Annotated in this window: 21 protein-coding genes and 1 pseudogene; 10 read left to right on the forward strand and 12 right to left on the reverse strand. The window is 72.9% G+C overall.

Going from position 1 to position 18,210, the window contains the following annotated elements; all coding sequences use genetic code 11:
* Positions 1-9 precede the first annotated feature (9 nt).
* Entirely contained in the window at positions 10-996 is a 987-nt protein-coding gene (locus AB0J68_RS03015; protein ID WP_363935760.1) for a pirin family protein, read from the reverse strand.
* 10 nt (positions 997-1,006) lie between these two features.
* Positions 1,007-1,492: a MarR family transcriptional regulator gene (locus tag AB0J68_RS03020; RefSeq protein WP_363935763.1), complete on the reverse strand. Its 486-nt coding sequence runs from the start codon at positions 1,490-1,492 to the stop codon at positions 1,007-1,009.
* A gap of 155 nt (positions 1,493-1,647) precedes the next feature.
* Here AB0J68_RS03020 and AB0J68_RS03025 point away from each other — a divergent pair, with 155 nt between their 5' ends.
* The gene (locus tag AB0J68_RS03025) at positions 1,648-2,208 is read left to right on the forward strand and encodes a GNAT family protein (RefSeq protein WP_363935766.1); all 561 of its coding nucleotides are present in this window, start codon (positions 1,648-1,650) and stop codon (positions 2,206-2,208) included.
* On the opposite strand, the gene AB0J68_RS03030 is transcribed toward AB0J68_RS03025, so the two are convergent.
* Positions 2,198-2,686, reverse strand: a complete 489-nt coding sequence (locus AB0J68_RS03030; protein WP_363935768.1) for an FBP domain-containing protein — start codon at positions 2,684-2,686, stop codon at positions 2,198-2,200. The genes AB0J68_RS03025 and AB0J68_RS03030 overlap by 11 nt on opposite strands.
* Before the next feature lie 61 nt (positions 2,687-2,747).
* On the opposite strand from AB0J68_RS03030, the gene AB0J68_RS03035 reads away from it, so the two are divergent.
* Positions 2,748-3,317: a TetR-like C-terminal domain-containing protein gene (locus AB0J68_RS03035; protein ID WP_354860155.1), complete on the forward strand. Its 570-nt coding sequence runs from the start codon at positions 2,748-2,750 to the stop codon at positions 3,315-3,317.
* Between the two features lie 50 nt (positions 3,318-3,367).
* Here the strand turns inward: AB0J68_RS03035 and AB0J68_RS03040 are convergent, their stop codons facing one another.
* Positions 3,368-4,366: a hypothetical protein gene (locus tag AB0J68_RS03040; RefSeq protein ID WP_363935771.1), complete on the reverse strand. Its 999-nt coding sequence runs from the start codon at positions 4,364-4,366 to the stop codon at positions 3,368-3,370.
* A 94-nt stretch (positions 4,367-4,460) separates the two neighbouring features.
* On the opposite strand from AB0J68_RS03040, the gene AB0J68_RS03045 reads away from it, so the two are divergent.
* Together AB0J68_RS03045 and AB0J68_RS03050 are read left to right on the forward strand one after the other, a co-directional pair.
* On the forward strand, positions 4,461-4,865 hold the full coding sequence (locus AB0J68_RS03045; protein ID WP_354860150.1) for a helix-turn-helix domain-containing protein: 405 nt from the start codon (positions 4,461-4,463) through the stop codon (positions 4,863-4,865).
* The gene (locus AB0J68_RS03050) at positions 4,862-5,449 is read left to right on the forward strand and encodes a DUF1684 domain-containing protein (RefSeq protein WP_363935797.1); all 588 of its coding nucleotides are present in this window, start codon (positions 4,862-4,864) and stop codon (positions 5,447-5,449) included. Before AB0J68_RS03045 ends, AB0J68_RS03050 begins: the two co-directional genes overlap by 4 nt.
* A gap of 46 nt (positions 5,450-5,495) precedes the next feature.
* Here AB0J68_RS03050 and AB0J68_RS03055 read toward each other — a convergent pair whose 3' ends face one another.
* The gene (locus AB0J68_RS03055) at positions 5,496-6,086 is read right to left on the reverse strand and encodes a general stress protein (protein ID WP_354860147.1); all 591 of its coding nucleotides are present in this window, start codon (positions 6,084-6,086) and stop codon (positions 5,496-5,498) included.
* A 121-nt stretch (positions 6,087-6,207) separates the two neighbouring features.
* On the opposite strand from AB0J68_RS03055, the pseudogene AB0J68_RS03060 reads away from it, so the two are divergent.
* Together AB0J68_RS03060 and AB0J68_RS03065 are read left to right on the forward strand one after the other, a co-directional pair.
* Positions 6,208-7,915, forward strand: a pseudogene (locus AB0J68_RS03060) (glycoside hydrolase family 15 protein).
* 55 nt (positions 7,916-7,970) lie between these two features.
* Positions 7,971-8,471 carry a metallophosphoesterase gene (locus AB0J68_RS03065; RefSeq protein WP_355065620.1) on the forward strand — a complete coding sequence of 167 codons (501 nt, stop codon included), beginning with the start codon at positions 7,971-7,973 and terminating at the stop codon, positions 8,469-8,471.
* Between the two features lie 8 nt (positions 8,472-8,479).
* Here the strand turns inward: AB0J68_RS03065 and AB0J68_RS03070 are convergent, their stop codons facing one another.
* Positions 8,480-8,698, reverse strand: a complete 219-nt coding sequence (locus AB0J68_RS03070) for a DUF3072 domain-containing protein (RefSeq protein WP_363935800.1) — start codon at positions 8,696-8,698, stop codon at positions 8,480-8,482.
* A 112-nt stretch (positions 8,699-8,810) separates the two neighbouring features.
* On the opposite strand from AB0J68_RS03070, the gene AB0J68_RS03075 reads away from it, so the two are divergent.
* On the forward strand, positions 8,811-9,749 hold the full coding sequence (locus AB0J68_RS03075) for an FAD-dependent oxidoreductase (RefSeq protein WP_355065771.1): 939 nt from the start codon (positions 8,811-8,813) through the stop codon (positions 9,747-9,749).
* A 17-nt stretch (positions 9,750-9,766) separates the two neighbouring features.
* Here AB0J68_RS03075 and AB0J68_RS03080 read toward each other — a convergent pair whose 3' ends face one another.
* The 3 genes from AB0J68_RS03080 to AB0J68_RS03090 form a co-directional block, all read right to left on the reverse strand.
* Positions 9,767-11,056 (reverse strand): cation:proton antiporter, encoded by a 1,290-nt coding sequence (locus tag AB0J68_RS03080; protein WP_354860143.1) that lies wholly within the window; start codon positions 11,054-11,056, stop codon positions 9,767-9,769.
* Between the two features lie 107 nt (positions 11,057-11,163).
* On the reverse strand, positions 11,164-11,841 hold the full coding sequence (locus tag AB0J68_RS03085) for an HAD family hydrolase (protein WP_363935775.1): 678 nt from the start codon (positions 11,839-11,841) through the stop codon (positions 11,164-11,166).
* Positions 11,842-11,904: 63 nt separating this feature from the next.
* The gene (locus AB0J68_RS03090) at positions 11,905-14,040 is read right to left on the reverse strand and encodes a SpoIIE family protein phosphatase (protein ID WP_363935778.1); all 2,136 of its coding nucleotides are present in this window, start codon (positions 14,038-14,040) and stop codon (positions 11,905-11,907) included.
* 198 nt (positions 14,041-14,238) lie between these two features.
* Between AB0J68_RS03090 and AB0J68_RS03095 the strand changes: the two genes are divergently transcribed.
* A complete protein-coding gene (locus AB0J68_RS03095) occupies positions 14,239-15,102 on the forward strand; it encodes a hypothetical protein (RefSeq protein ID WP_354860136.1) in 864 nt (287 codons plus the stop codon).
* 92 nt (positions 15,103-15,194) lie between these two features.
* On the opposite strand, the gene AB0J68_RS03100 is transcribed toward AB0J68_RS03095, so the two are convergent.
* Positions 15,195-15,548, reverse strand: coding sequence for a DUF6401 family natural product biosynthesis protein (locus AB0J68_RS03100; RefSeq protein WP_355065626.1), 354 nt, complete (start codon positions 15,546-15,548; stop codon positions 15,195-15,197).
* Positions 15,549-15,737: 189 nt separating this feature from the next.
* Here AB0J68_RS03100 and AB0J68_RS03105 point away from each other — a divergent pair, with 189 nt between their 5' ends.
* Positions 15,738-16,187 carry a hypothetical protein gene (locus tag AB0J68_RS03105; RefSeq protein WP_355065628.1) on the forward strand — a complete coding sequence of 150 codons (450 nt, stop codon included), beginning with the start codon at positions 15,738-15,740 and terminating at the stop codon, positions 16,185-16,187.
* Here the strand turns inward: AB0J68_RS03105 and AB0J68_RS03110 are convergent.
* The gene (locus AB0J68_RS03110) at positions 16,184-16,393 is read right to left on the reverse strand and encodes a hypothetical protein (protein ID WP_363935782.1); all 210 of its coding nucleotides are present in this window, start codon (positions 16,391-16,393) and stop codon (positions 16,184-16,186) included. The genes AB0J68_RS03105 and AB0J68_RS03110 overlap by 4 nt on opposite strands.
* Before the next feature lie 157 nt (positions 16,394-16,550).
* On the opposite strand from AB0J68_RS03110, the gene AB0J68_RS03115 reads away from it, so the two are divergent.
* Positions 16,551-17,918, forward strand: coding sequence for an MFS transporter (locus AB0J68_RS03115; RefSeq protein WP_363935785.1), 1,368 nt, complete (start codon positions 16,551-16,553; stop codon positions 17,916-17,918).
* On the opposite strand, the gene AB0J68_RS03120 is transcribed toward AB0J68_RS03115, so the two are convergent.
* The gene (locus AB0J68_RS03120; RefSeq protein WP_354860125.1) at positions 17,873-18,130 is read right to left on the reverse strand and encodes a hypothetical protein; all 258 of its coding nucleotides are present in this window, start codon (positions 18,128-18,130) and stop codon (positions 17,873-17,875) included. The genes AB0J68_RS03115 and AB0J68_RS03120 overlap by 46 nt on opposite strands.
* Between the last annotated feature and the right edge of the window lie 80 nt (positions 18,131-18,210).

Genomic DNA, 18,210 nt, shown 5'->3' on the forward strand with positions numbered 1-18,210 from the left:
TGGTCAGGGTCAGGGACGCGGGCCCTGGCCGTCGGTGTGCGGCACCCGCTCGGTGGGGATGACGCCGAGCCGGCCGGCCTTGAAGTCCTCGAACGCCTGGAGCAATTCGTCGCGGGTGTTCATCACGAACGGGCCGTACTGTGCCACCGGCTCCCGGATGGGCTGACCGCCCATGATGTAGAGGTCCAGCGCCGGGGTGTTGCTGTCCTGCGTGGGGTCCGCGCTGAAGCGCAGCGCGTCGCCCGGACCGTGCACCGCGAGCTGACCGGTGCGGACCGGCCGGCGCTCGACGCCGACGGTGCCGCGCCCGCCGAGGACGTACACCAGCGCGTTGAAGTCGGGGTTCCAGGGCAGGTCGACCTGCGCGCCCGGCTGCACCGTGACGTGGGTGATGGTGATCGGCGTGAACGTCGACCCGGGGCCCCGGTGCCCGGCCACCTCGCCGGCGATGACCCGGATCAGCGCGCCGCCGTCGGGCGTGGTGAGCAGGGCCGACTCCCGGCCCCGGATGTCCTGGTAGCGGGGCGGGTTCATCTTGGCCGCGCGGGGCAGGTTGACCCAGAGCTGCGTGCCGTGGAAGAGCCCGCCGCTCAGCACGAGGTGCTCCGGCGGGGCCTCGATGTGCAGCAGGCCGCTGCCGGCGGTCATCCACTGGGTGTCGCCGTCGGTGATGGTCCCGCCACCACCCTGCGAGTCCTGGTGGTCGAAGACGCCGTCGATGATGTACGTGACGGTCTCGAAGCCGCGGTGCGGGTGCCACGGGGTGCCCTTGGGCTCGCCCGGCGCGTAGTCCACCTCGCCCATCTGGTCGAGGTGGATGAACGGGTCCAGGTCGGTCGTCGAGACCCCGGCGAAGGCCCGGCGGACCGGGAAGCCCTCACCCTCGAAGCCACTGGGCGCGGTGGTCACCGTGCGGACCTTGCGGAAGCTGGTGGACCCGTCGCGCTGGGGCAGGCGGGGCAGGACGAGGACGTTGTCGACGGTGATCGCGGGCATCGGGGGCTCCTTAACGTGTGGCGTGGGTGTTGCTCGACGTGGCGCGGGCCGCCCGCAGGCGGCGGCCGAGCCGGTCGAAGACCCGGGTGAGGCAGGCGACCTCGGCGTCGTCGAGGTCGTCCATCAGGTGGGTACGCACCGACGCCAGGTGGTGGGGCGCGGCGTCGGACAGGGCGAGCAGCCCGGCGGCGGTGAGCACGGCCTCGCTGCCGCGTCGGTCGTCCGGGCAGGCCTCCTTGCTGACCAGCCCGCGCCGCTGCATCGAGGAGATCTGGTACGTGAGTCGGCTGGGGGAGAAGACCAGCCGGCCGGCCAGCTCGCCCATCCGCAGTCGTTGCCCCGGCGCCTCGGAGAGCAGGACCAGCACGTGGTAGTCGGCGAAGGTGAGGTCGCTGTCGGCGCGCAGGTCGTCTTCCAACTGGGTGAACAGGCGCTGGCTGGCCTCGATGTAGGCGCGCCAGGCGGCCGCTCGGGTGCTGTCCAGGCTCTCGATCACGCCCATCACGATAGCAGTAGTTCAAAATTTAACTAGTGCTGTCGCGCGTTGTCTGCGTCACGTCTGTCCGGTTCGTGGTGTGCTTCGTGCAGTTTTGAAGAAAGATCGGATAATTGGCGGCGGTGCCGGCGCGGGGTGTGTCAGACTCCGGCCTCGTGGAACACGTGGAGCTCGCCGCCGCCGACCTGCTGCTGCGCCCGTGGCGGGAGGCGGACGCCCCGGCGGTGCGCGACGCCCTGCGCGACCCGGCCGTCGCCCAGTGGAACCCGCAGGGCGACGGGCCGATCGACGACGACGTCGCCCTGCTCTGGGTGCGTCGCCGGGCCGACTGGTCGGCAGGGGACCACGCCTCATTTGCGGTGACCGCCGCCGGTGACGGCAAGCTGCTCGGCTCGGTGTCGCTGCACCACATCCGCCACGGCGACGCCTCCATCGGGTACTGGACCGTGCCGGCGGCGCGTGGACGTCACGTGGCGACGCGGGCCGTCGTCCGGCTCACCGCGTGGGCGTTCGACGTCCTCCGGCTGCACCGGATCGAGCTGTGTCACGCCGTCGCCAACCCGGCGTCCTGCCGGGTCGCCGACCGGGCCGGCTACCCCGCTGAGGGGACGCTGCGCGAGTCGTACCGGTACGGCGACGGCCGCCGGTACGACGAGCACCTGCACGCCCGCCTGGCCACCGACCCTCAGGTGCTGGTTCCGACCGTCATTCGGTGACCTTGCGGAGGAACGCCGCCAGGGTGGTCCTGGTGCGCTCGATCTTCTCCTCCACGGACAGCGTCTCGTGCATCCGTGGCCCGGCGTGCTTCCTGCCCCGCAGGTAGAGCGAGCAGGCCAGGTCGGAGCAGACGTACGCCCCGACGGAGTTGCCCTGCCGGCCCTCGCGGCCGGCCTTGCGCGCGGTCATCAGCGACACGCCGTCGCCGGTGTGGGTGGTCAGGCAGAGGGAGCACATGCTGCGTCGGGTGCTCCCGGTCTGCTGCGGCGCCACCCGCAGGGCCACCCCGACCGGGCCGTCGTCGGTCTCGGCGATCAGGTACGCCCGTTGCGGCGCGGCGGGGTCCCGCCAGCCGAGGAAGTCGAGGTCGTCCCAGGGGTGCGTCTGAAGATCGCTGGGTACGGCCAACCGCTTCGCCTCGCCCTGCGTGCAGTTGACGAAGGAAGCGCGGATGGCGCGTTCGGTGAGGGCTAGCATAGGCATTAGCCTAGCTCTCCTAGGTAAACGATTAACGAGACTAGATTCTGGGGTGTGGTGCGTGGCACGTGCCGGAGTGACCGCCGAGCGACTGGCCCTGGCGGCGGCCGAGCTGGCCGACGAGGTGGGCGTCGAGAACGTGACAGTCGCCGCGCTCGCGCGGCACTTCGGCGTGAAGGACGCGAGCCTGTACTTCCACATCAGGAGCGCCCATGACCTGCGGGTCAGGATCGCCCTGCTGGCGCTCGCCGAGCTGGCCGACCGGGTCGCCGAGGCGCTCGCCGGCCGGGCCGGAAAGGACGCGCTGGTCGCCTTCGCCAACGCGTACCGGGACTACGCGACACGGCATCCGGGCCGCTACGCCGCGATGCAGATCGACCTCGACCCCGAGACGGCCGCCGCGAGCGCGGGCGTCCGGCACGCCGAGATGACCCGGGCGATCCTGCGCGGCTACCGGCTCTCCGAGCCGGACCAGACCGACGCCGTCCGGATGATGCACAGCACGTTCCACGGCTTCGTGAGCCTGGAGCGGACCGGCGGTTTCCGCCACACCCCGCGCTCGACGGACGAATCCTGGGCCCGCGCCCTCGACGCCCTCGACGCCGTCCTGAGCAACTGGCCTCGGGAGTGACGGCCGGGTGGGCACCCGTCGTGCGCCCACCGGCCGGCTCCACCCTCGGATCAGGGTGTCGCGGGCGGGCGTCGCCGCGCGGTCCGCTGTCGGAGCAGGACGAAGCCCAGGCCAGCCAGGAACCAGGTGGCGAGGACGGCCAGGGGCACCAGCGTGTGCGAGCCGTTGAAGTAACCGAAGTTGTTGACCGCGCGCACGGCCGCGCCCGGCGGGAGCTTCGCGGAGATCGCCTGCGCCCATCCCGGCAGCAGGTCGATCCCGATGGTCGCTCCGCTCGTCGCGTTGCCGATGGTGGTGAGGGTGAGCACGGCGAGCGCGATTCCGATCGGGCCGAGCCAGGCCCCGAGGGCCTTCGTCGTGAAGGCGCTGGCGGCCGACAGCAGGATGAGCGACAGGGCGAGCAGCGGGAACGGTGCCGTCAGTGACCCGTAGACCGGGCCGGCGACCGTCGCCGCGATCACGCCGATCGCGACGGCGAATCCGCCCATGGCGTAGAGCCGGTGCCGCAGGCGCACCTTCGCGGTGGCCGCGGTGAGCCCCTGCGCGAGGACGAACGACGAGAGGGTGACCCCGAACACCACGTAGAAGGCGGACAACCCGCGGCTGTCGTAGCTCGCCAGCGGCACGATGTCGTTCTCCTGGACGGTCGCGCCGGCCTGCCTGGCGAGACCGGCGGCGAGTTGCCGGGCGGCGCCGCTCTCGCTGAATCCGCTCGCGCCGGCGTAGTCGAGCGTCAGCGTGCCGGGGGAGGTCGCGCCGAGCACCGCGACGGCGTCGCCGTCGCGGACCAGGGCCGTGCCGTCCTCGACGGTGGTCACCGGCGTGACGGCGACGGCATCGCCGAACCCGGCCTGTGCGGTGGTGGCCAACTGCTCACCGACCACCGCGATCGGCAGGTGGCGCGGCTCGGGACCGCGTTGCAGCCCGACGTAGACGGCGATGAAGGCCGTACCGATGATCAGCCCGGTGAGCACGAGGGAGAGCCAGGCTCGGCGGTGGGTGACGACGGGCGTTTCCCGCTCGGTACGTGGTTCGGGTGGCGACGTCATGGGTGCTTCCTCGGGTAGTGTGGTTTGAATGTCCAACCAGACGAACCGTAGCACCGGCGGTTTGAATTCCAAACCGTCTCGGGACACGCTCGCTGTGGCGCTCGACGCGGTCAACGACAGGTGGTCGCTGCACATCGTGCGGGCGCTCGCTTTCGGGGCCTCCCGCTACACCGAGATCCTGCGAGCGGTCGGCGCGCCCCGGGACGTGCTCGCCGCCCGGCTGCGAAAGCTCGCCGAGACCGGCATCCTGCAGGCGCGATCGACCGAGGACGGCAAGGTCGCCGGGTACGAACTCACCCAGAAGGGTAGGGACCTCGGGCAGGTCATCCTCGTGCTCAAGCGCTGGGGCGACACCTACAGCGACGCCGAGGTACCCAAGGTCGACTTCATCCACGACGTGTGCGGTGAGGTGTTCGTCGCCGAGGTCTGCTGCCAGGCGTGCGGCAGGCCCCTGCGGTCCGGAGAGTTGTCAATCGATCAGGAGTCCGCCGCATGCTGACCGATCTGGAACTGGCCGACTGGCGGGAGCGGGTGGCCCGGCTGTACCTGTCCGACGACGACCTCGCCGGCTTCCGCGCCGGCCGCGACGAGCTCTTCGCCACCCACCCGCAGAGCCCGATACCGCCGGCCGAGCGGCCCGGCTTCACCGGTGTGCGCTACTTCGCGCCGAACCCGGAGGCCGTGGTGGAGGCGCCCCTGCGACCGGCCAGCGGCGAGCTGCGGGTGGACACCGGCGGCCCGGACGGGGTCGTCGCGTACCGGCGGGTGGCGGTGGCCGAGACGCCGTGGGGGCCGCTCACGCTGTGGTGGATCGAGGCGTACGGGGGTGGGCTCTTCGTGCCGCTGCGCGACGGCACCTGCGGGCAGGAGACCTACGGCGGGGGGCGGTACCTCACCGACACGGTGAAGGGCACCTTCGGCCGGGGCGTCGAGCTGCTGCCCGGTGACCGGGTCCGGCTGGACGCCAACTACCTCTACAACCCCAGCTGCGCGTACGACGACCGCTGGGCCTGCCCCCTCGCGCCGCCGGAGAACCGGGTCGACGTGCCACTGCGGGCCGGCGAGCTGGCGTACCACGGCTGACCGGCCGCCCCGGCGGACTGCCGGGACGGCCGGTCGTGCCGGTGGATCAGCGGGAATTCGCCGGCGTCGAGCCGGGCACCTGCATCCGGCCCAGCAGTTGCCGGGCCTGATCGGCGAGCTGTGCGTCGACGGTCACCGCGTACTGGCCGGCGCGCAGCGAGCTGGCCGAGGTGAAGTCGCGCTGCCCGCCGGTCATCGCGTGCGCCACAGCGCCGAACACGGCGCCCCAGATCGCGCCGATGACCAGGCCGACCAGGATCACCGCCAGCCAGTTGCCGACGGTGAAGATGCCGAACAGCAGGCCGATGAAGAGCCCGAACCAGGCGCCGGTGCCGGCGCCGAGCAGGGCCGCGCGGCCGGTGGTCATCCGCCCGAGCACCGTCTCCACCAGCGTGAGGTTCGTGCCGACGATGGCGCTGTGCTCCACCGGGAAGCGGTTGTCGGCCAGGTAGTCGACCACCTTCTGCGCGGACGGATAGTCCGGATACGAGCCGATCGTCACTGTGGGTGGGCCGCTCTCCGGCCCGTGCCCGTCCCCGGCCGGCGTCGACAGGCGGCCTGCCGGCCCGGACGGAAGCACGTCGCCACTGGTTGCGCCGGGCCGCCACGCGGCGGCCGGCCCCGAAGCTGAGGTCATGAGCATCCTCCCTCGTCAGCCGACCGCGTTCCCGCCAGTGCCGGGCGGTAACGCCCGCCGCCGGAGTGGGGTGCGTGTCTCCGGTGAGGCATGTGCGGGGACGGTCCGGGTAGGCAGTCCGGTGCAGAGCGGACAGATCAGCGACCACGGGTTCCTCGCCGACGGCCGCACGGCCGCGTTGGTGGACCGCTCGGGCTCGGTGAACTGGTGGTGCCCGGGCCGGTTCGACGCGCCGTCGGTGTTCGCGCGGCTGATCGGCGAGGACGCCGGACACTGGTCGATCTGCCCGGAGGTCGACTTCACCGTCGAACGCTGCTACCTCGACGGCACCCTCGTGCTGCGGACCGTCTTCCACACCGCGCAGGGCGAGGTGGAGCTGACCGACGCGCTCGCCCTGGAGCCCGGCGCGGGAGAGCGCCCTGGAGGCGGTCGGCGGGGCCAGCCGGCTCGCCCTGGTCAGTGGCCTGCGGCTGACCTGCGGCGAGGGCGAGGCCACCGCGACGTTCACCGTCCGCGCCGGCACGACCCACAACTTCACCCTCGGGTACGCCCCGACCTACGACGCGCCGCAGCCGCAGGTGCCCGAAGCCGACCGGACCATCGCCGACACGGCCGAAGGATGGCGCTCCTGGGGCCGGCAGCACGCGTACACCGGGATCTACGCCGAGCACGTGCGGCGCAGCGCGTTGGTGGTGCAGGGCATGACGTACCGACCCAGCGGCGCGGTGGTGGCGTCGGTGACCACCTCGCTGCCGGAGAAGCTCGGCGGGGACCGGAACTACGACTACCGCTACGTGTGGGTGCGCGACTTCAGCCTGACGCTGCGGGCGCTGTGGCGGACGGCGTGTTACGACGAGGTACAGCGGCAGTTCGCCTGGTTGGGTCGCGCGATGGGCCGGATCGACGAGGAGCCGGTGCCCATCATGTACGGGGTGCTGGGGGAGCGGGACCTCACGGAGCACCGCCTGGATCAGCTCGCCGGCTACCGCGACAGCCCGCCGGTGATGATCGGCAACGACGCGTGGCGGCAGCGGCAGACCGACATCTTCGGTGAGGCGTTGGACGCGGCCTGGCTGATGCGCGACCGGCTGGAACCGTTGGAGCCGGACGTCTACCACCTGCTCCGGTCACTCGCGGACAAGGCGGAGCGGGACTGGGAGCTGCCGGACGCGGGGATGTGGGAGGAGCGCGGGATCGAACGCCACCACGTGTCCTCGAAGGTGCAGTGCTGGTCGGCCCTGGACCGGGCGGTCCGCTTCGGCGAACGACTCGGTCAGCCGCAGGACGTGGCCCGCTGGGCGGCCGCCCGCGACGAGGTGCGCGCGGAGGTGCTGCAACGCGGGTGGAGCGACCGGCTCGGGGCGTACACCGGGAGTTTCGAATCCGACGACCTGGACGCGTCGGTGCTGGTGATGCCGCTGGTGGGGTTCCTCCCGGCCGACGACCCGCGGATGCGTTCGACGGTCCGCGCGGTGGAGGCGCAGCTGTCGCACGACGGCCTGCTGCGGCGCTGGAACGGCGACCCGGCGGGGTTTCTCATCTGCTCGTTCTGGCTGGTGTGCTGCCTGGCGCTGGCCGGCGAGCGGGACCGGGCGCACGAGTTGTTCGACGCGCTGGCCGGGCGGGTCAACGACCTGGGACTGTTCGCCGAGCAGGTCGACCCGTCGACCGGGGAGCAGTTGGGCAACTTTCCCCAGGCGTTCTCGCACATCGGCCTGATCAACGCCGCCGGTGTGCTCAGTGACGTCGAGCAGAACCCGGGGCTGCGTCGCCGCGGCATGCCGCCCGGGTACTTTACACCGACGTCGCGCCGAGCTGCCCGGAGCTGAGCGCCCCCACGAGCGTCCCCGGGTGGACGGCGCCCGCTCGGGGGATGATGCCGGCATGAGGCTGGTGCTCACGGCGGACACGCATCTCCCCAAGCGGGCCCGGGACCTCCCGGGGCCGCTGTGGACGGCGATCGAGGCGGCGGACGTCGTCCTGCACGCCGGCGACTGGGTCGACGAGTCGCTGCTGGACGCCATGACCGCCCGCGCGCGGCGGCTGATCGGCGTGTACGGCAACAACGACGGCCCGGCGCTACGCGCCCGGCTGCCGGAGGTGGCCCGCGTCGACCTCGACGGGCTACGGGTCGCCGTGGTGCACGAGACCGGCCCCCGTACCGGCCGGGAGCAGCGGTGCGCGGCCCGCTTTCCCGACGTCGACCTGCTGGTCTTCGGGCACTCGCACATCCCCTGGGACAGCGTGGCGCCCGGTGGGCTGCGCCTGCTCAACCCCGGGTCGCCCACCGACCGCCGATCCCAGCCGCACGCCACCTATCTGGAGGCCGAGACAACCCAGGCCCGACTGACGCGGGTCCGGCTGCACACCCTGCCGCGCCCCTGACCGCCGAGCTACTGGCCGCGACCCGTCTCGGCCTGCAGTTCGTCGATCCGCTTGGACGCCTCGGCCTTGGTCAGGTCGTCCGGCAGCGTCGCGTCCGCCTCCCGGGCCAGCGTGGCCAGGTACGACTCCTGGGCCGCGGTGGGCGGCTCGTCGCCGGTGACCCACTCGTCCGGGTCCTTGATCGCGCCGCGCGGGTCGGCCTGGTCGTTGCTGTGGTCCGCTATCATCATCACCCTCTCTTCGAACAGGTGTGCCAGTACCCCGATCACCGCCGGTTCATGCCCATCCGTGGCGACCGCCGGCACCTACGATCAACGGATGAGCGTGAACTCCTCGGGCGTGGCGGTGGTCGGGGCGGGCATCGCCGGGGTGGCCTGCGCGGTGGAGTTGGGCCGGGCCGGGGTGCCGGTTCAGGTCCGTGAACGGGGGCACGTCTGCGGCGGCCGGATGGCCAGCAAACGCTTCGACGGCCGCCCCGCCGACATCGGCGCCGCGTACTTCACCGCCAGCGACCCGGACTTCGCCGCCGTGGTCGACGAGTGGCGTGCCGCCGGCCTGGTCCGGGAGTGGACCGACACCTTCTGGTCGTACGACACCAACGGCCGCCACGACGTGCCCGGTCCGCTGCGCTACGCCGCGCCACGCGGGCTGCGGTCGCTTGTCGAACACCTGGCCGGCGCGGTGCCGGTGACCGTCGACCGGCTGGTGCTCGCCGTGGAGCCGGGGCCGGCCGTCGACGGCGAGCCGTACGCGGCGGTCGCCCTGGCCATGCCGGGGCCGCAGGCCGCCCTGCTGCTCGATCCCGCCCTGGCCGACGCCACCCGGGTCGTGCAGGAGCAGACCTGGTGGCCGGCCCTGGCCGCGGTGCTGCGTTTCCCGTCCCGGCGCTGGCCGCACTTCCACGGCGCGTTCGTCAACGACCATCCGGTGCTCTCGCTCATCTGCGACGACGGCGACCGGCGCGGTGACGACGCGCCGGTGCTGGTGGCGCACACCGTGCCGGAGTTCGCCGCCCGGCACCTGGCCCAGCCTTCCGGCGCCGGACCGGCGATCGAGCAGGCCGTCCGGGACCTGCTGGGGCTGGCCGAGGCGGCCACCGACGTGCACGTGCACCGCTGGACGTACGCCAAGCCGGCCGGCGACCTCACCGGGAACACCCACCACCTCGACGCCGACGGGATCGGTCTGGCCGGCGACGCGTTCGGCAAGCCCCGCGTGCAGAGCGCCTGGCGCTCCGGCCGCGACCTCGGTCGCGCGCTGGCCGCCCGCCTCGGCTGAACGCCGCTGCCCACTCCTCAGGGGTGCCCGGCGGCGGCGACCGGCCGGGCCTCGGGTTCGGACGGGTCTTCCGTCCGCTCACCCTCGCGGTCCAGCAACTGCATGACCGGGGTCGCCGCGACGCCGTGCACCACCACGGAGACGAGCACCACCAGCCCGACGGTCGCCCACAACAGCTCCGCCTGTGGAAAGTCCGCCTTCGTGGTGGCGTACGCCAGGTAGTAGAACGAGCCCACCCCGCGGATGCCGAACAGCGAGATCACCCAGTGCTCGGCCGGCCGGCCGGGCGCGCCGCGCAGCGACAACCAGCCGACGGCCGGCCGGATCAGGAAGACCAGCGCCAGCCCGACGGCGGCCGCCGGCCAGGTCAGCGGGGCGAGCAGACCGCCCACGATCGCGCCGCCGAGCAGCAGCAACAACACCAGGGTGAGCAACCGCTCGACCTGCTCGGCGAAGTCGTGCAGCACCGAATGGAACTCGTGGGTCCGCTCGGCGGCCCGGATGGCCCGCGCGGCCACGAACACCGCCAGGAAGCCGTACCCGCCGGCCACCTCCACCAGCCCGTACGCCAGGAAGGTGGCGGCCAGCGCCAGGAAACCCTCGGCGTGCCGGGCCAGCCGCAGCTCGCTGGGCGCCCGGAAGAACAGCTTGCCGAGCAGCCAGCCGATGAGCAGGCCGCCCCCCACACCGACGCCCACCTTCCAGAGCACGTCGACGGTGAACCACTCGGCCACCCACGCGCGCGGGGCGAGGCTGGTCGAGGCGATCGCGATGGCCGCGTAGACGAACGGGAACGCCAGACCGTCGTTGAGGCCCGCCTCCGAGGTCAGGGCGAAACGGACCTCGTCCTCGGAGTCCTCCACATCGGTCGGCTCGCCGACCTGCACGTCGGCGGCGAGCACCGGATCGGTCGGCGCCAGCGCGGCGCCCAGCAGCAGCGCCGCGGCCGGCACCAGGCCAGCCCACCACCACCCGAGCAGCGCCACCGCCGCGATGCACAACGGCATCGCGATGGCCAGCAGCCGCCAGGTGGAGGACCACCGGGCCCAGCTCAACGGCCGGTCGATCTTCAACCCGGCGCCCATCAGGGCGACGATCACCCCGATCTCGGTCAGGTGGGTGGTCAGCTCGGGGTGGGCCAGCGGGTCCGGTGTCGGTAGTCCGACCGGCAGCAGGAAGACCAGCATGCCGAGGGTGAGGAACGCGATGGGCATGGACAACGGGCGGCGCTCCAACACCCGGGGCAGGATGCCCGCGAGCAGCGCGCCCAGGCCCACAAGCGCGAACGCGACGTCTACCGGCTCCACGGACACCACCCTTTCGCCGCACCCGCGCGGCGCGGGCAGGTGGCCACAGACCATGCCCCGGAAGACTTCCGGCTATGCGTGTGCGCCCCGGTGAACCGGAGTGAGTCTCACCTCGGCCGGATGAGCGGGGAATCCGCCAGCTCGGCCAGCAGCGCGGCCGGGTCGTCGTACACCGCCACCGCGCCGGCGCCGGCGAGTTCCCCCCGGCTGGTGCCGCCGCAGGTCAACCCGACGCAGGGAATGTCCAGTTTGCCGGCCGCGGCGACGTCCCAGACCGAGTCGCCGACGAAGACGACGCGCTCGGCGGGCAGCCCGGACTGCTCCAGCGCCGCCTCGAGAATGTCCGGTGCCGGCTTGCTCTCCTGCGCGTCCGCCGAGGAGGTGATGGTGTCCACCACGTCGTCGGCGTTCAGGGCCCGGCGCAGCGCACCCACCTCGTGTTCCGCGGCGGAGGTGGCGAGCACCACCCGCAGCCCCCGCTCGGCGCACGCCCGCAGCAGGTCCGCCGCCCCGGGCAGCGGAGTCAGCCGCTCCCAGTACTCGGTGTACAGGGTGTTGTGCGCCTCGCGGAGCTTCGGGTCGTCGTCGCGGTCGCGCTCGGGGCCGAGCAGGTGGTTCAGCAGCTTGTCCGAGCCCATCCCGATCGAGCGGTGCACGGTCGCCATCGGCACCGGGTGGTCGGCCTGGCGCAGCGCCTCCCACCAGCTCACCGTGTGCAGGTAGGTGGTGTCGACAAGCGTCCCGTCGATGTCGAAGAGCACCCCGTGGGGTTGTTCGGTGGCCATGGGCGCACTCCTACCCGTTCGGCGGTCGGCTGATTCGTCCGGGTTCGGCGACGCCGGCCGACCTCAGCGCGGCTCGGCCGGCGGGACGAGGATCTCGAACCAGACCGTCGAGCCGCGCACCGACGGATCGGTGCCCCACGCGTCGCTCAGCTCCTCGATCAGGCCCAGCCCGCGCCCGCGACTGCTCAACGTGTCCGTGCGGGCCCGGGTCACGGTGCCCCGGGTGCCGGAATCGGCGACCGAGACCAGCAGCCGCTCCGGACTGAGATCGATCTCCACGCGGGCGGCCGTGCCGGCGTGCAGCAGCGCGTTGGTGGTCAGCTCGCTGGTGCACAGCACCGCCGCGCCGATCACCGACTCGGGCACCTGCCACTCGGTGAGCTGGCCGGTCATCCAGTGTCGGACCCGGCTGGGCGCGGTCGGCTCGGCCGGCACCTCCATCGCCGCCGACCGGCTCGGCTTGAGCGCGTGCTCGACCGCCAGCACGGCCACGTCGTCCTCGGTGCCGCCGGACACGGCGGCGGTGGCCACCGCGCAGAGGGCGCGGGGATCACTGGTGCCGGCCTTGGCCACGGCGTCGCCGAGGGCGTCCAGCCCGGCGGTGAGGCTCTGCCGCCGCCGCTCCACCACGCCGTCGCTGAACAACAGCAGGGTGTCGCCGGGAGGGAATGCGACCGTGACGGTGGTCGGGCGCCCGCCCAGCCCCAGCGGGGGACCGGCCGGCAGGTCCACGTACTCGGCGTGCGACCGGCCGTCCGCGGAGCACCGGCGGATCAGCGGGGCGGGATGACCGGCGCTGGCCAGGGTCAGCTCCCGGCGCTCGGCGTCGATGACCCCGAACGCCACGGTGACGAACAGCTCGTGGGTGCCGGCCTCCACGCCGAGGCTGGCCACGAGCCGGTCCAGCCCGGCCAGCACCGCGTCCGGCGCCGGGTCGGCCAGGGCCAGCGCCCGCAGCGCCGCCCGCACCTGCCCCATCCGCGCCGCGGCCTGCACGTCGTGCCCGGCGACGTCGCCCAGCACCACGCCGAGCGCGCCGGTGGGCAGCAGGAACGCGTCGTAGAAGTCACCGCCGGCCGCGTTGCCGTCCACCCCCGGGTCGTAGCGGGCCGCGATCCGCAGCCGGGGCAGGTCGGGAAGGTGCTCCGGCAGCATGCTGCGTTGCAGCAACTGGGCGGTGCCGTGCTGGGTCTCGAACCGCCGGGCCCGCTCCGCGGCCTGACCGATCAGCTCCGCCGAGGCGGCCAGCAGCGCCCGCTCGGCCGCCGACCAGGAGTGCGGCACCTGGTAGCCGACCGTCAACCCACCCCGGATCACCGAGGTGCCCAGCGGCAGCACGGCCATCGACCGGATCTTCTGGTCGTGGCGGTCCACGGCGGTCTCGCGCAGCGGCTGCCCGTCACGGGTGAACGACGACTCGCCCGAGCGGGCCGCGAGCGCGACCGGGCCCAGCCAGTCCGCCGGCGTCCGCCGCCACAGCGGCGGCAACCGCTCGTCGGCCTCGTCCATCAGCTCGCCGCGGACCCGGCGCACCATCCGCCAGCCACCGCCACCCTCGTCGACCACGAACGAGACCCGGTCGGCGTCGAACGTGGTGATGGTGTGGCGCAGCGCGACCCGGGCCACGTCGTCGAGGGTGAGGGTGCCGGCGAGCGCGGCGGCGACGTCGCTGAGACTCTGCAACTGCTCGGTCACGTGGGTGGTTTCGGCGGCCACCGTCAGGATTCCCACGATCTGCCCAGCGCTGTCACGGACGGCCGAGTGACCCCGGGTGAAGACCACCTGCTCGACCACCCCGGAGCTGTCCCGCATCAGGGGGAGCGTGGACTCCTTCTCCAGGAAGGGCACGCCCTGCCGGTAGGCGCGCTCGATCACGTCACCGAAGCCGGGCAGCGACCAGATTTCGGCGTACACCTCGGCGGCCGGTCGACCGAGGGCAGCGGGGTGTTTGCTGCCCAACAACTCGGCATAGCCGTCGTTGTAGAGCAGGACGAGGTCGTCGCCGTACGCCAGTGCCATCGGCATCGGCGAGGCGAGGATCAGCTCGACCACGGCCCGGACCGCCGGATCCCACCCCTCGCGCGGGCCGAGGGCGGTGGCGGACCAGTCGTGGGCGAGCACGGCGGCCGCACCGGGCCCGGTGGATTCGCCGGGGACCGGGATTGCTGGCGTGGGGACTCGCCCGACCGTTCCTGGCATGTTCGCAGCCTAGCCGGCCGTCGGCCAGCCGCATCCGATCATGTGCGCGGGTCGCGGCCGGCCCCGGCGGGGTGACTGTTAGGGCAGGTCAGGACCCCTGTTTGACGACTTGTCGGAAAAATGGCAGGGAGCCACACGGACTGCCGCACCGGTGGCCGGGTATGCCCCCGGCGCAGTCCATGCGACAGGAGGGACATCATGCTGAAAACCCTCGCGGTTCGGCAGGCCGACATCGGCGATGCCATCGCCGACACCTGGAGGTCGGTGCTGCTCTTCATCCCGAAGGCAGTGGCCTTCATCGTCATCCTCGTGGTCGGCTGGATCATCGCCAGAGCGGTCCTCAAGATCGTGGATGCGGTGCTGGAACGGGTGCATTTCGACGAGGCCGTCGAACGCGGAGGCATCAAACGGGCACTGGAGAGAACGAAGTACGACGCCAGCGACATCCTGGCCAGGTTGGCGTACTACGCCGTCCTGCTGTTCACCCTGCAGTTCGCCTTCGGAGTCTGGGGGCCCAACGCGATCAGTAACCTGATCAGCGGTGTGGTGGCCTGGCTGCCGCGCGCGTTCGTCGCGATCGTCATCGTGGTGATCGCGGCCGCGATCGCCAACGCCGCCCGCGATCTGGTCACCGGGGCGCTGGGCGGGCTCTCGTACGGCAAGGTCCTGGCCGACCTGACGGCGATCTTCATCATCGCGCTCGGCGTGATCGCCGCGCTGAACCAGGTGGGTATCGCCACCACGGTCACCACTCCGGTGCTGATCGCGGTGCTCGCCACGGTCGCCGGCATCCTGATCGTCGGCGTCGGCGGTGGTCTGGTGAAGCCCATGCAGAACCGCTGGGACGGCTGGCTCGACCGGGCCGCCCAGGAAGCCCGGGCGATGCAGGAGCATCGGCGGGCCACCTCGGCCGGGCGCGGCGACATGGAGCGGCAGATGGCCGACCGTGGCGGCGACCGGACCCAGGCCATGCCCCGGGTCGACGAGCAGTCGACGATGTCCGGTGGGCGCGGCACGTACCAGTCCGGTGCGGCAGACGAGACCCAGCAGTACCGCCCGTAGCGGGGCGCGACGGCACGATCGTGAGGGGAAGGGCGTCCGCGTTGCGCGGGCGCCCTCTCCGCGTCGCGAGTCGTACGGGGTGACCGGGTGGGTCAGGAACGGCCGAGCGAACGGGCCAGCGCGCAGACGGCGACGAGCCGGGTGAGCGGCCACTCCGGCTCGCTCCAGTCCACCGGGCCCCGCGGCGGCGTCCACCCGTGCTCCAGGGCGGCCTCGCGTACCCCCTCGGCGTAGCCGGCGAGCGTCGCGGCGGTCAACGGCCGCCGGTCGCCGTCCAGGCTGTCCCGCACGGCTGCGGCGTGCTGGTCGACCAGCGCCAGCAGTCCGGGACGCGCGGCGGCGGCGGCGAGGCCGGCGGTGCCCACGGAGACGGTGAGGGCGGCCAGGGTCGACCGCGCCGAGTCGACGGCGGTCCGGGAGGCGACCCGGTTGAACGGCACACGCATGGTGACCGAGGCTAACCGACCGGTCACGGGACCGGCCTCGGCCGCTCGGCGGGTGTCGGTTGTGCCACCGGACGAGTCGGGCTGGCCGCGGGGGTTGATCCGGCACAGACGGGGCAGCAGGAGAGGGACGGCGCAGCCCGGCACAGAGCACGGACGGCGCCGGGTGGGGCGGACAGCAGGGAGGCACCGATGGGGGAACCGACGGACGGGCCGGACGAGCGGCACCGGCGGCCGGCTGGGGTGAGCGACGAGACGGTCGCGGCGCTGGGCAAGCTCAGCGAGGCGCTGGAGTGCGTGGAACGGGCCCGTGGGCACCTGTACTCGCTGCACCAGTTGATCGGGCACGCCGACCTGATGCTCGACGACGCGGTGGAGCAGTTCCGCTCCGCCGGACATCCACACATCGCCGAACGGATCGACGCCGAACTGCTCGGCCGCAACGTGATCGCCGGCCGGTGGACGTTCCAGATCGTCGAGGACTTCGACGACGGTTACCACGCGTTGTTCCGCGAACTGGACCGGCAGGCCCGTGACGAGTTGGTGGGCGGGCGACGCCATCTGTTCGAGGCGGAGATGAAGGAGCGCCGCCGCACCCGGGGCCGACCGGGACACGAGGCCCGGCCGGTCGGCGAGGGCTAGTCGCTGGTCGCGTTGGCCGGCCGACGCCGGGCGGCGTCGTCGGCGATGATCACGGTGGCCACCATGAGCGCGACGCAGACGCTGAACAGCCAGGACTCGTCGGAGACGAGCCAGGCCGACACGGGCGCCTGCAGCGCGGCGAGCAGGAAGCCGAGCCAGGCGAGGCGGCGCTGACGCGTGGAGAGGATTCCGGAGCCTTGATGCATCCCGAAATTCTTACGCGAACTGGCCCCTTTGCCGTCCTCCGATCGGCCGATTCTGGCTGAGCTGTCCGCATTCTCAACCGTCCGGACACCAGTTCTTGTCGCGGCGCACGGGCGGCTCCCGCCGCCGGTAAGGTGCGCTGCGGCAGGATGGGGTCCCGTGTCCACCTCGCCCGCGCCGCCCCGCGCCACGCTGCTCCTGCTGGCCTATCTCGCGTTCGTCAGCCTCGGCCTGCCCGACGGACTGCTCGGCGTCGGCTGGCCGTCGATCCGCGCGGACTTCGGCGTACCCACCGAGGCGGTCGGACTGCTGCTCACCGCAGGCACGGTCGGCTATCTCGCCTCCAGCGTGCTGGCCGGGTTCACGCTGGCCCGCCTCGGCGTGGGCGCGCTGCTCGCCGGCAGCACCCTGCTGGCCAGCCTGGCGCTGACCGGCTACGCCGTGAGCCCCGGGCTGGCCGTGCTCGTGGGCTGCGCGCTGGTGCTCGGGCTGGGCTCCGGTGCGATCGACTCCGGGCTCAACGCGTACGCCGCCGGGGCCTTCGGCCCGCGACACATGAACTGGCTGCACGCCTTCTTCGGCCTCGGCGTGGCGATCGGGCCACTGATCATGACGGCGGCGCTCAGCGCCGGGCTGGCCTGGCGGTGGGGGTACGGCATCGTGGCCGGCGCCCAACTCGCTCTCGCCACCGCGTTCGCGCTCACCGTACGCGCGTGGCAGCGTCGCGCTCCCGCTCCCGAGCCGGGCGTGGGGACGACCGACGCCGCGCCCGCGGTCCGGGTGCCGGTCCTGGCCACGCTGCGGCTGCCGGCGGTCTGGTCCGGGGCACTGGCCTTCGCGCTGTACGTGGCCATCGAGGTGTCCGCCGGACTCTGGGCGTTCCTGCTGCTCACCCAGGGGCGCGGCCTGAGCGCCGCCGTGGCGGGCGGCTGCGTCTCCGCGTACTGGGGCAGCCTCTTCGTCGGCCGGGTGGTGCAGGGTGTGGTCGCCGAGCGGCTGGGGCCCCGGCTGGTGTTGCGGGTCAGCCTGGGCGGCATGGCCCTCGGTGCGGCGCTGATCGCGGTGCCCGGGTCGGCCGTGCTGGCCGTGCTCGGCCTGGTCGTGCTGGGGTTCGCCGCCGCGCCGGTGTTTCCGCTGCTCACCCTCACCACCGCCGACCGGGTGGGCGCGGCGCACGCGGACCGGGCCATCGGGTTGCAGATCGGTGCCGCCGGTGTCGGCGCGGCGCTCGTCCCGACAGGCCTCGGCGTGCTGATCAGCAACGTGTCGGTGCAGGTGCTCGGCCCGGCTCTGGTGGTGCTCGCGCTTGCGTTGATCGTGCTCTACGAACTGGGCGCCCGCCGGCCCGCCGCCGGAAGCGGGCCGGAGCAGCCCGGCCCCGGCTCCGATGCGTCTGGGCTCGCAGCGGCCGGGCTCGCCGCGTCCGAGCCCGCCGCGTCCGGGGCGCCGGCCCAGTCCCGGACCGCTCTGCCCGACGCGGACTATCCGTTGTCCGGTCCGGTCCGGCCGGTCGTCGACGGGCGGTAGGCGCGCTGCGGGTCGGTCGGCTCCCGCCCGGCGCCCTCGGCCTCTCCGCCTCGGTCGGCCGCCGCGGGCCCGTGCCCGAAGGCGGCCTCCTCACCGGCGTCGTTGCCGGTCACGTCGTCGGCCTGCCCGTCGATGCTGGAGCCCGCCACGGCGCGCTCCAACTCCTCCAGCGGAAGCCGTTCCTCGTCGCGCCACACCCTGTCGTCCGTCATGACTTCAGCCGTACCCGGGCGCGATGATCGCAAACGGGTACCAGCCGGCCCGAGACACGACGATGGCCGCCGGGAACTCC

The sequence above is a fragment of the Micromonospora sp. NPDC049580 genome (assembly GCF_040675595.1).
Classification (GTDB): domain Bacteria; phylum Actinomycetota; class Actinomycetes; order Mycobacteriales; family Micromonosporaceae; genus Micromonospora.

Coding starts and splice junctions, on each gene's coding strand:
- AB0J68_RS03015 (WP_363935760.1), bottom strand. CDS start 996: ATGCCCGCGATCACCGTCGACAACGTCCTCGTCCTGCCCCGCCTGCCC.
- AB0J68_RS03030 (WP_363935768.1), bottom strand. CDS start 2,686: ATGCTAGCCCTCACCGAACGCGCCATCCGCGCTTCCTTCGTCAACTGC.
- AB0J68_RS03040 (WP_363935771.1), bottom strand. CDS start 4,366: ATGACGTCGCCACCCGAACCACGTACCGAGCGGGAAACGCCCGTCGTC.
- AB0J68_RS03055 (WP_354860147.1), bottom strand. CDS start 6,086: ATGACCTCAGCTTCGGGGCCGGCCGCCGCGTGGCGGCCCGGCGCAACC.
- AB0J68_RS03065 (WP_355065620.1), top strand. CDS start 7,971: ATGAGGCTGGTGCTCACGGCGGACACGCATCTCCCCAAGCGGGCCCGG.
- AB0J68_RS03070 (WP_363935800.1), bottom strand. CDS start 8,698: ATGATAGCGGACCACAGCAACGACCAGGCCGACCCGCGCGGCGCGATC.
- AB0J68_RS03085 (WP_363935775.1), bottom strand. CDS start 11,841: ATGGCCACCGAACAACCCCACGGGGTGCTCTTCGACATCGACGGGACG.
- AB0J68_RS03090 (WP_363935778.1), bottom strand. CDS start 14,040: ATGCCAGGAACGGTCGGGCGAGTCCCCACGCCAGCAATCCCGGTCCCC.
- AB0J68_RS03095 (WP_354860136.1), top strand. CDS start 14,239: ATGCTGAAAACCCTCGCGGTTCGGCAGGCCGACATCGGCGATGCCATC.
- AB0J68_RS03100 (WP_355065626.1), bottom strand. CDS start 15,548: ATGCGTGTGCCGTTCAACCGGGTCGCCTCCCGGACCGCCGTCGACTCG.
- AB0J68_RS03105 (WP_355065628.1), top strand. CDS start 15,738: ATGGGGGAACCGACGGACGGGCCGGACGAGCGGCACCGGCGGCCGGCT.
- AB0J68_RS03110 (WP_363935782.1), bottom strand. CDS start 16,393: ATGCATCAAGGCTCCGGAATCCTCTCCACGCGTCAGCGCCGCCTCGCC.
- AB0J68_RS03120 (WP_354860125.1), bottom strand. CDS start 18,130: ATGACGGACGACAGGGTGTGGCGCGACGAGGAACGGCTTCCGCTGGAG.